General features: G+C 60.6%; 11 protein-coding genes. 7 read left to right on the forward strand and 4 right to left on the reverse strand.

The window, feature by feature from the left end; translation table 11 throughout:
- The first annotated feature begins 45 nt into the window (after window positions 1-45).
- The gene (locus JQ845_RS08880) at window positions 46-258 is read left to right on the forward strand and encodes a hypothetical protein (protein WP_127196685.1); all 213 of its coding nucleotides are present in this window, start codon (window positions 46-48) and stop codon (window positions 256-258) included.
- Window positions 259-345: 87 nt separating this feature from the next.
- Entirely contained in the window at window positions 346-1,725 is a 1,380-nt protein-coding gene (locus JQ845_RS08885) for an NAD(P)-binding domain-containing protein (RefSeq protein WP_203008901.1), read from the forward strand.
- Window positions 1,726-1,804: 79 nt separating this feature from the next.
- Here JQ845_RS08885 and JQ845_RS08890 read toward each other — a convergent pair whose 3' ends face one another.
- Entirely contained in the window at window positions 1,805-2,260 is a 456-nt protein-coding gene (locus JQ845_RS08890; protein WP_003447716.1) for a GFA family protein, read from the reverse strand.
- Between the two features lie 369 nt (window positions 2,261-2,629).
- On the opposite strand from JQ845_RS08890, the gene JQ845_RS08895 reads away from it, so the two are divergent.
- The 3 genes from JQ845_RS08895 to JQ845_RS08905 all read left to right on the forward strand — a co-directional run bounded on the left by JQ845_RS08895 (window position 2,630) and on the right by JQ845_RS08905 (window position 5,531).
- Window positions 2,630-3,313, forward strand: a complete 684-nt coding sequence (locus JQ845_RS08895) for an ArsR/SmtB family transcription factor (protein WP_003447717.1) — start codon at window positions 2,630-2,632, stop codon at window positions 3,311-3,313.
- A 144-nt stretch (window positions 3,314-3,457) separates the two neighbouring features.
- Window positions 3,458-4,669 (forward strand): YeeE/YedE family protein, encoded by a 1,212-nt coding sequence (locus tag JQ845_RS08900; protein WP_203008902.1) that lies wholly within the window; start codon window positions 3,458-3,460, stop codon window positions 4,667-4,669.
- Window positions 4,670-4,790: 121 nt separating this feature from the next.
- Window positions 4,791-5,531, forward strand: coding sequence for an SAM-dependent methyltransferase (locus JQ845_RS08905; RefSeq protein ID WP_203008903.1), 741 nt, complete (start codon window positions 4,791-4,793; stop codon window positions 5,529-5,531).
- Here the strand turns inward: JQ845_RS08905 and JQ845_RS08910 are convergent.
- On the reverse strand, window positions 5,494-6,966 hold the full coding sequence (locus tag JQ845_RS08910; protein WP_203008904.1) for an MFS transporter: 1,473 nt from the start codon (window positions 6,964-6,966) through the stop codon (window positions 5,494-5,496). The two genes, JQ845_RS08905 and JQ845_RS08910, sit on opposite strands and share 38 nt — an antisense overlap.
- A gap of 113 nt (window positions 6,967-7,079) precedes the next feature.
- Here JQ845_RS08910 and soxR point away from each other — a divergent pair, with 113 nt between their 5' ends.
- Window positions 7,080-7,544, forward strand: a complete 465-nt coding sequence (soxR, locus tag JQ845_RS08915; RefSeq protein ID WP_161719703.1) for a redox-sensitive transcriptional activator SoxR — start codon at window positions 7,080-7,082, stop codon at window positions 7,542-7,544.
- Window positions 7,545-7,614: 70 nt separating this feature from the next.
- Window positions 7,615-8,079 (forward strand): GNAT family N-acetyltransferase, encoded by a 465-nt coding sequence (locus JQ845_RS08920; protein WP_161719705.1) that lies wholly within the window; start codon window positions 7,615-7,617, stop codon window positions 8,077-8,079.
- Here JQ845_RS08920 and JQ845_RS08925 read toward each other — a convergent pair whose 3' ends face one another.
- Both JQ845_RS08925 and JQ845_RS08930 read right to left on the reverse strand, forming a co-directional pair.
- Window positions 8,080-8,736 carry an alanyl-tRNA editing protein gene (locus tag JQ845_RS08925; protein ID WP_010656047.1) on the reverse strand — a complete coding sequence of 219 codons (657 nt, stop codon included), beginning with the start codon at window positions 8,734-8,736 and terminating at the stop codon, window positions 8,080-8,082.
- Window positions 8,737-8,866: 130 nt separating this feature from the next.
- Window positions 8,867-9,738, reverse strand: an 872-nt coding sequence (locus tag JQ845_RS08930) for a hypothetical protein (protein ID WP_203008905.1), incomplete at its 5' end; no start/stop codon positions are given.

Below are 9,738 nucleotides of genomic sequence, written 5' to 3' on the forward strand. Positions count from 1 at the left end.
ATAGCTACAGAGCATTCATAACTAAAAGAGGCTGGATCAGCCCCCATGCATGAGAACACACGTATCTTTCGCTTTTCGGCCCCCCGTCCTGCGCAACGCAGTGATGGCCATGGGCCTAACCTGAAATCCGCTCGGTTCATGGCTTCTCCTTGTGCCAATGCACAGCTCTCCAGACGCTATCAATACCAGCCAATGCTGCCCCACGACGTGCTGGTGGCATTCAAACGCAAGCGCTCGTTCCCGCCACCTGCAGCTTAACGCCTGAACTCTTTCTCCCGTTGCCTGCGGCTTTAGCCGTCCGGGGCGGTGTTTTATTTTTCTGCGTTTAACTGTCGAGGGAATCAGATGTCTATTCGTGTCGCTATTATCGGTGCCGGTCCATGCGGCCTGGCGCAACTGCGTGCCTTTCAATCCGCCCATGCCAAAGGCGCTTCCATGCCGCATGTGGTTTGCTTCGAGAAGCAGGCCGACTGGGGCGGTATGTGGAACTACACCTGGCGCACCGGGCTTGATGAGCACGGCGAGCCGGTCCATGGCAGCATGTACCGTTACCTGTGGTCCAACGGCCCGAAAGAGTGCCTGGAGTTTTCCGACTACAGCTTCGATGAGCATTTCGGTCGTCCGATCTCTTCTTATCCGCCCCGTGAAGTGCTTTGGGACTACATCCAGGGCCGGGTGAACAAGGCCGGTGTGCGCGATTACATTCGCTTCAATACGGCGGTCAAACATGTCAGCTTCGACCAGGCGACGCGGGAGTTCAGCGTCACTTCCCATGACTACAGCCTGCAGCAGAGCAAGACTGAGGTTTTCGATTTTGTGGTGGTTGCCAGCGGCCATTTCTCGACCCCGAATGTGCCAGCCTTCGAAGGTTTTGAGCGCTTTTCGGGGCGCATCATGCACGCCCACGACTTCCGCGAAGCCACCGAGCTCAAGGGCAAGGACCTGTTGATCGTGGGCAGCAGCTACTCGGCTGAGGACATCGGCTCGCAGTGCTACAAGTACGGTGCGCGCTCGATAACCAGTGCTTACCGCACCCAGCCCATGGGCTACAAGTGGCCCAAAAACTGGGAGGAGCGCCCGCAACTGAGCAAAGTGGACGGCGACATGGCGTACTTTATCGACGGCTCCAGCAAGCGGGTGGACGCGATAATCCTCTGCACCGGCTACAAGCACCATTTCCCCTTTCTGTCCGAGGAACTGACCCTGAAGACGGGCAACCGGCTGTGGCCCGCAGAGCTCTATCAAGGGGTGATATGGGAAGACAATCCGCAGTTGATCTACCTCGGCATGCAGGACCTCTGGTACAGCTTCAACCTGTTCGACGCCCAGGCCTGGTATGCCCGCGACTACATGCTCGGGCGCATTGGCCTGCCTGCACCGGCGGCCATGAAGGCCGACAGCGCCCGCTGGCGTGCCCGGGAAGAAAGCCTGGAGTCCACGGCCTCGATGTACGAATTCCAGGGCAGTTACATCAAGCACCTGATCGAGCAGACCGACTATCCAAGTTTCGATATCGATGCCGTGAACCGGATTTTTCTCAAGTGGAAGACCGACAAGAAGCACGACATCATGGGTTATCGCGACAAGTCCTATCGTTCGGTGATCACCGGCACGGCGGCGGTCCCGCACCATACCCGCTGGTTGCAGGCGCTGGATGACTCGATGGACGAGTACCTGCGCGAAACCCGGGCCAAAGGCGACGTTAACCTATTGCCTCAGCGCTAGGGCCGGGCTCAAGGCTTGCCGACCCGGTCGTGCAAGCCGCCAGCCGTAGCGCTGCTACTGCCGTTCTGGCCGGCAGCCGTCAATCACCCGTTACCTGCCGATTCTCTTCATAGCGCAACCAGCCCGCCACCAAAGGCCTTTTGTCCGCGCGGTCATTGGGGTGGGCGCGGCCTTCGAGCACCGGTACTTCTGCGAAATCAAACGGGCTCATGTGTTCGATACAGGCAATGTTCACGCCGTATTGATGGGGGGAAGAGCGGCGCTGGTGAAAGGTATAGATGCCACAGCGCGAGCAGAAGTAATGCCGGGCTTCGTTCTTGTTGAACTGATAGAGCGTCAGCGCATCCTTGCCCTGCACTATCTCGATGTCTGCCAGATTGGCCGACACGGCGACCGCACCGCGCATACGGCAGTAGGAACAATTGCACCGGCGTACCGTGTTCAGGCCATCGCTCAGCCGTAGCGCGAAACGTACGGTGCCGCAATGGCAGGCAGCCTGGTAAACCGGGCGGTTATCGGCAGGGGTTGTGCTCATGACAGGCCTCGCTGGCAACTGGAAGGTGGGCTCGGTGCGCGCTGGCCTGACGCATACATGGCCAGAAAGCGCAGCCTGCGGACAGATGGCGCAGGTTCTTTGATCCTCGGGCAATTTGTCATATTTAGTATTGCTTCACTACAGATTAGTAGGCAGCCCAACCTGTTTAACCTGGCTGATGACTTCTCTGGCCGGCGGCGGCATGTCCTGGTAGCGGTTGCCGAACATGCTGCAGAACAGGGTGCCGAAGTCGTCGCCGCTACCACCTTGTGGCCAAAGAACCCTGATTGACTCATCGATCTATCGCTTCAGGGTATTTGGCCTCAGTATGGCGCTCCGGTACATCAACACTTCGGGATTGAGTGAACTATGGATGTTGAAGCTGCGGATCTTTCCCTGGCGGCGGTGGCGGGGGCAATTGCTGATCCGTCGCGCGCGATAATGTTGTGCGCGCTCCTGGATGGTCGCGCACGCACGGCCACTGAACTTGCGGCACTGGCCGATATTGCGGCGTCCACTGCGAGCGGTCATTTTGCACGGCTGCGTGAGCAGGGGCTGGTGCAGATGCATGTGCAGGGCCGTCATCGCTACTACCGGCTCAACAGTCCGCAAGTGGCCCGGGCGCTGGAAGCGCTGCTGTCGATCACCGATCGCGCAGCGACGGTATTCAGGCCCAGTACGCCTTCGGCGTTGAAACAGGCAAGGACTTGCTACGACCATTGCGCCGGCGAAATCGCGGTGAAGGTGCATGACGCAATGCTCGCAGAGGGCTGGATCCAGATCCAGGGCCAGGACTATGACCTCACCGAGAAAGGTGCGCAGCTGCTGGCCAGACTGGGGATTGAGGTGGATTACCTGGTGCAGCAACGCAGGCGCCTGGCCTATCCCTGCATGGACTGGAGCGAGCGCACGCCGCATATGGGCGGCGCGCTGGGGGCCGCACTGCTGGAACTGATGCTCAAACGCGACTGGGTGAGCCGTCATCTCGACTCCAGGGCACTCACCCTGACCGCCAGGGGAGCAACCGCGCTGGCTAAAACATTCGGCGCCTGACAGGGGTTGAAGCCGCTGCGGTTTGAACCTGTCCGGGCACAGGCCTTGGGTGCCCGGCACCAATTACCCGAAGATCGGAGCCGCGCCCGGGTTTATACTCGGCGCCCTCGCAATTAATCGTAATCAAACGGACCGAGATTCTTCATGAGCAGTTCTCTCTCTATGACGCCCGCGCGCAAGTCGTTTGCGCCGCTGGTGGCCTTTGTCTTGCTGGTGTTTGGCGCCGCCTTCCTGCAAAACAGCGTCGGCTCGCGCCAGGTGCTGTTGCTGGTGGTGGGCGCGGCACTGGGGTTGACCCTTTATCACGCAGCCTTCGGCTTTACCTCGGCCTGGCGGGTGTTCATAGCTGATCGGCGGGGCGCAGGTTTACGCGCACAAATGGTCATGCTGGCGTTGGCTGTGGTGCTGTTCTTCCCCGCGTTGGGGGCGGGCACTCTGTTCGGCCAGCCGGTGGTCGGGCTGGTGGCGCCGGCCGGAATTTCGGTGGTGTTCGGTGCATTCATTTTCGGCATCGGCATGCAACTGGGCGGCGGCTGTGCGTCAGGCACCCTGTTCACCGTGGGCGGCGGCAATGCACGCATGCTGGTGACCCTGTTGTTCTTTATCTGCGGTTCGTTGATCGCCACCCAGCACGTTGACTGGTGGTTTGCATTGCCATCGTTCCCGGCGATTTCCATCGTCAAGAGCTTCGGTGTGGTGCCGGCGATGCTCGCAAGCCTGGCCTTGTTCGGGATCATCGCCGCGGTGACCGTGCGCCTGGAAAAGGGCCGTCACGGTCAGCTTGAAGCGGGCGTGACCAGCGAGCACCAGGGCCTGCGGCGCTTCCTGCGCGGACCGTGGCCGTTGGTATGGGGGGCGATTGCACTGGCCTTGCTCAACTACGCCACCCTGGCGCTGGCGGGCCGGCCATGGGGCATTACTTCGGCGTTCGCGTTGTGGGGAGCCAAGGTTGCCAGCGGGCTGGGTATCGATGTCGCTAGCTGGGTGTTCTGGCAGGTCCCGGGCAACGCCAAAGCCCTGGCCGCACCGGTGTGGGAAGACATCACCAGCGTCATGGACATCGGCATTGTTCTGGGTGCGCTATTGGCCGCCGGGCTGGCCGGGCGTTTCGCACCAAGCCTGAAAATCCCCGCGCGCTCGCTGCTCGCAGCCGTGATCGGTGGTTTGCTGCTCGGTTACGGTTCGCGTCTGGCCTACGGCTGCAATATTGGCGCGTACTTCAGCGGCATCGCCTCGGGCAGCCTGCATGGCTGGTTGTGGTTAGTGGCAGCGTTTATCGGCAATAGCGTGGGCGTGCGTCTGCGGCCCTGGTTCTTTGCCGGTGAGCCTCGACCGCAGGCATTGAGCGGTTGTTGAACGCTCAGTAAATCCTGAGGTTGCGTCGCGTATTCCATGCTGGAATCCAATATATAAAATTAATGAATTTTTATTATCGGTCCGGCAGGAGTAGTTTGATTTCAAGCCATGGAGAACCCCCTTGAAATCATCCACCAGCGACGCCGTTGCAAAATTCGATGCCTCTCGGGCCAATGAATACGGGCGCCAGAGCCGTATCGCGCTGGCAGGATATGACGCCTGTCACGAGCTGGCGGCGTGCATGCTGGCGGCCAGCCTGGGCCATCGCAACACGGCGAAAATTCTGGTGGTGGGTGCTGGTGGTACGGCCCAGGAAATCATTGCGATGGCAGCGCTGGAGCCAGGCTGGCGCTTCACTGCGCTCGACCCGTGCGAACCGATGCTGGAGGTGGCAAGGCAGCAGTTGGATGCCCGCGGTTTGCTTGCAAAAACCGATATCCACCTTGGGCATATTGAGGACCTGGCGGCATACGCCACTTATGACGCCGCCACCCTTGTCGGTGTGCTCCACCATCTGGGCGGGGACGATGCCAAGCGCCGCATTCTGCAATCGATCGAGGCTCGTCTTGAACCGGGTGCGCCGCTGATTGTCGCGGGCAATCACCATGCCTATGCCAGCGAGCCGTTATTGCTTGCGGCCTGGGGCCAGCGCTGGCGGCAACACGGAGCCAGCCCCGATGAAGTAAAGGTCAAGCTTGGCAAAATCCTCCAGGGCGCGGACCCGCCACACTCCGAGGCGGCGGTGCAAAAACTGCTGCATGAGGCCGGGTTCGGCGCGGCCACCCGTTTCTTCAGCAGTCTGTTCTGGGGCGCCTGGTTGACGACTAAGACGGCCTCAAGCGGATCACCCGCAGGGCAGTAAAAACGCCGATCACCGGGGCCAGTGCGAACACCCCGAACAGCCAGCCGGCCGCACTCATGGTGCCGGCGATGCCACCGGGCTCAGTGAGGCCGGCGAGGTTCGCCACCATCCCCGCCAGCGCTGCGCCGAGCGCGGTGGCAAATAACTGCACGGTGGTGATGGACGCACTGGTCAGGTCCTGCTCGCCCGCGGGCGCGGCCTGGAACACCCGGGTCAGCAGGTGCGGCCAGGCCAGGCCCACCCCCAGTCCGATTGCTACCAGCGCCAGGCAGATCGGCATGACCGCCAACCAGTCACCGCGACTTGGGCTACCCATCAAAACCGCCAGCATCAGCATGCCGACCAGGCCCAGGATCGGCCCGGCGAGGATTGCGCGCCGGATGCCTGCGCCGCTCGCCCCTGAACTGGCAACGGAGCCCAATGTCCAGCCGGCCCCCATCAGCGCCGCAAGATAACCGGCGACCAGGGCGGACTGATGGTGCAGTACCTGAAGGAACAGCGGCACGAATATTTCGCCACTGGTCACCGCGACCGCAAGCAATGACATCGTGGCATATAGAGCACCCAGCGCAGTGCTGATCCGGAACGCCCCATCAGGCAACAGCCGGTGGCGGGCTCGGCGTTCGCTACGTATCAGCAGGGCGGTGAGGATGACGGCGGCGCCAAGCCCCAGAATATTGTGTGACAGCTCGGGCGACACGCTGCCGGCTGAAACAGCGAGCACTGCTGCTGTCAAGAACAGCAGTTGGGCCAGCGCAAGTGGCGAGCCTGGCGCTCTGTCGGCACTGCGTCCGGGCAGTACGGTTGCAGCCAGCAGGGCGAACAGCGCTGCCACCGGGATCAGCGACCAGAACGCTGCCCGCCATACCCCGAACCCGGCGAAGATGCCGCCTATGGCAGGGCCGACCAGGGTTGCCACTCCCCACATGCCCGAGATCAGCGCCATCGCCCGCGGCCACAGGGATTCATCGAATACCAGGCGGATCATTGCGTAGGAGAGCGCGAACAGGAACCCGCCGCCCAGTCCCTGAATAAAGCGCCCGAGCAGCATCACCGGCATTGACGGGGCAAGCCCGCAGATCAACGCGCCCGCCGCAAACACCAGGCTGGCGCTGATATAGGCACCTCGGGGCCCGGTGCGGGCGAGCAGCCTGGCCGACAGCGCGGAGCCGAGGATCGAGGCCGCGACGAACAGGGTGGTGTTCCAGGCGTAATAGTCGATGCCGCCGATGTCCCTGACCACCGATGGCAGAATCGTGGTGGCTATATAGACATTGACCGCATGCAGGATGACACCACCGGCGAGCGCGAGAGAGCGCACCCCATTGGCGCCCGAGAGCAGGGCGGCCCAGCCGGTATTTGCGGGGCGTGCACAAGGCTGTGGCGCTGGTACCGATTGCGGGTGTTGATCAGACGGAAGGTGACGCTGGTCCATGGTGGCTCCACTTGGTGAGGTCACTCGCAGCAGCGAATGAAGGCTTGCAAAGGCAAGCCGACACTCTTTATAAGACCTCATGTAAAGGTGAGGTCAACAGGAGTCAGGGGTCCATGATTGATGTACGCGTGCTGCTTGGGGTAGGGGAGGTCGCCCGTCGCTGCGGTGTCACCATTGCCACCGTGCACTTCTACGAGGCCAAGGGGCTGATCCACGGGCAGCGCAATGCGGGCAATCAGCGTCGTTATTCGCGGGATATTCTGCGCCGGATTGCCATCATCAAAATCGCACAGCGTGCCGGTATTCCTCTGGCCACCATCAAGGGTGCGCTGGACCAGCTGCCATCCGGGAGACCACTGACGGCCACGGACTGGGCGCATCTCTCGACAATCTGGCGGGACATGCTGGCCGAACGGATACGCAGCCTCAGCCAGCTTCGCGACCAGCTGGACGGTTGCATCGGCTGTGGCTGCCTGTCGATGGAGGACTGTCCGCTACGCAATCCGGGCGATCATTTGAGCCGGCTCGGGGCAGGTGCGGTTTTGCTCGAAAAAGACACCGCGTCATTGGCTGATTGAAGGCCTGCCCCCGGCCGCGGGGGCGGGAATGACGGGTGGATACAAGGCATCTTTGCCCGGGAGGCATGCATTGCATACTGTGAGAGTTATTCGTCGCGCCGGTCAGGGCGATGCTGAGGCCATTGCTGTGCTGGTTAACCAGGCCTATGAGCCTTACATCCGCAGGATCGGAAAAAAACCGGGCCCCATGCTGGATGATTACCGGCAGGTGGTGGCTGATACCCACACCTTCGTACTTGAAGAAGGGGCGGACCTGCTGGGGGTGCTGGTGATGAGCCTGGAGGATACAGGGTTGCTGCTTATCAATATCGCCGTACAGCCTCGGCATAAAGGCAAAGGTATCGGCAAAATACTGATGGCCTTCTGTGAGCGCCATGCACTGCGTAATGGTTGCGACGCCATCAGGCTCTACACCCATGAGCTGATGACCGAGAACATCGCAATCTATAAAAAGCTTGGCTACCAGGAAACCCGCAGGGCCAGCGAAAATGGATTCGCCCGGGTGTTTATGCGCAAGGCTCTGTCAGTTCGCTGATCAGCCATCATGCGCTGGATCCACCAGCATGATTTCGATCCGCTCCTTGCCCCGGCCGGTATTCTTGCGTTTGAGTTTTACAGCGCCAACCTCGCGGGTTGATCTGGGATGGGTGCCGCCACAGGCCATCCTGGCAAAACCCTCGACTTCCCAGAATCGGCGCTGTGTCGGCACATCGCTGAAGTCTGTGAATATAGTCAGGTCGCGGCTGATCAATTGTGCGGCCGCCGATTCGATCTCCGGGAACAACGGGGCGAGGTTCTGATCACTGGCGAAATCGATGCGGGCCTTGTCCTGAGCTATGTGCGCGCCGATACGCTGGATGCCCGGGCATCTTTGATAGACCAGCTGCAAGACCATTTCTGCTGCAAAGTGCAGGCGCATCAGCCGGTATCGCCGCGCCCAGTCAATCTGCCAGGTCACGGCGTCGCCCGGTTTCAGCGAATGGTCATGGGGCAGGCTGTAAATGATGTCCAGGCCATGTTTTTCAGCCTTGAGCACCGGGTATCCGGCAAGGGAACCGCCATCGCTTTCCTGGCCCCCGGAAAACGCAAAAAATATCGTTGCCCGGGCCTGAACCCGCTCGCCATCGACGTGACTGACGAGAGTGTCCAGGGTTGTTCGATAGGGATCGTCCCAAAATACCTTTCGAGTCACGGCCAAGGATCCTTTTGCTCCAGAAAGGCGATTATGCTAATCAATCCGGATCTGCAGTTCTTGTACGATCTTGCTGTTCAGGGCCTTTATTCAACACTCCGGCTGAATATGTTCAGCTCTGCGCAGGCCGCTACAGAATCCGGCAAAGTTGCTCTCTGCGCACTATTTCCCCTCGCTGTGAAAACCACTGAAAATCCAGTTCAAAACTTGCGTACCTTCCGGTAAAAAATTGCGGGTCAGCAAGTCTGTCCGGAACCATGTTATCGAAAATCATGGGTTCTATAATTCTTAACTGTCTTGGGTTCTCGATACCTGCCGCACCGATCTGCCAAGGGTAATACCTGGGGTGATTACCTGAAATTGTTTGTCTGACCTCGGCGACAAAGTCGGGATTATGAATAATTGGATAGGGTAGTTGCTCCAGATGCCCGTTAACAAAGCCGGCTCTGCCACTGTAAGGAAGCTGGAGTGGTTCAAAAGAAGTGGATGACCAGCTTGAATAAACTGCTGCCCTGTTAGCCGAGTTGGTTTGCCCGATATTTTGCAGATCAGCACGGGACAAGTGCGGTAAAAAGCGCTCCCGGGTCGGTCCTTGTTCCAGCAAATAGGCTAGATCCATCTTAGGTATCGGCGCTGCCGTTGCTCCCACTCGCTGGGCATGTCCGGGAAATGCCCGGCCGCCTCCCGGAGCTCCCCCGGCATGCTGCAGTTTGTGCTGCCAGCTGCCCACGAACCTCCCGGCCTTTTTGACCCCCTTGGCCGCAGCCCCGGCCATCGACGGGGCCGCCGAAGCCAGCCCCGTTGCCATGCCCACCCAGCCCAGAATCCGTCCGGCGTTTTCATTGCCGGTGGCCAGCAAGGCTATCGAGGCCACGTCCGCTGCCAGCGACACCACACTCAAGGTCGCGGTAGTGACTGCCGTTACATAGCTGGCGGTCAGCGCCGCTGTAGGCGCGGCCAACGCACCCAGGGAGGCCACGGTGCCGATCACGGCCAGGGCGA

Origin of the sequence: Pseudomonas paraversuta (genome assembly GCF_904063065.1) — a bacterium.
Lineage (GTDB): Bacteria > Pseudomonadota > Gammaproteobacteria > Pseudomonadales > Pseudomonadaceae > Aquipseudomonas > Aquipseudomonas paraversuta.

Coding starts and splice junctions, on each gene's coding strand:
- JQ845_RS08900 (WP_203008902.1), top strand. CDS start 3,458: ATGAGCAGTTCTCTCTCTATGACGCCCGCGCGCAAGTCGTTTGCGCCG.
- soxR (WP_161719703.1), top strand. CDS start 7,080: ATGATTGATGTACGCGTGCTGCTTGGGGTAGGGGAGGTCGCCCGTCGC.
- JQ845_RS08880 (WP_127196685.1), top strand. CDS start 46: ATGCATGAGAACACACGTATCTTTCGCTTTTCGGCCCCCCGTCCTGCG.
- JQ845_RS08890 (WP_003447716.1), bottom strand. CDS start 2,260: ATGAGCACAACCCCTGCCGATAACCGCCCGGTTTACCAGGCTGCCTGC.
- JQ845_RS08910 (WP_203008904.1), bottom strand. CDS start 6,966: ATGGACCAGCGTCACCTTCCGTCTGATCAACACCCGCAATCGGTACCA.
- JQ845_RS08895 (WP_003447717.1), top strand. CDS start 2,630: ATGGATGTTGAAGCTGCGGATCTTTCCCTGGCGGCGGTGGCGGGGGCA.
- JQ845_RS08885 (WP_203008901.1), top strand. CDS start 346: ATGTCTATTCGTGTCGCTATTATCGGTGCCGGTCCATGCGGCCTGGCG.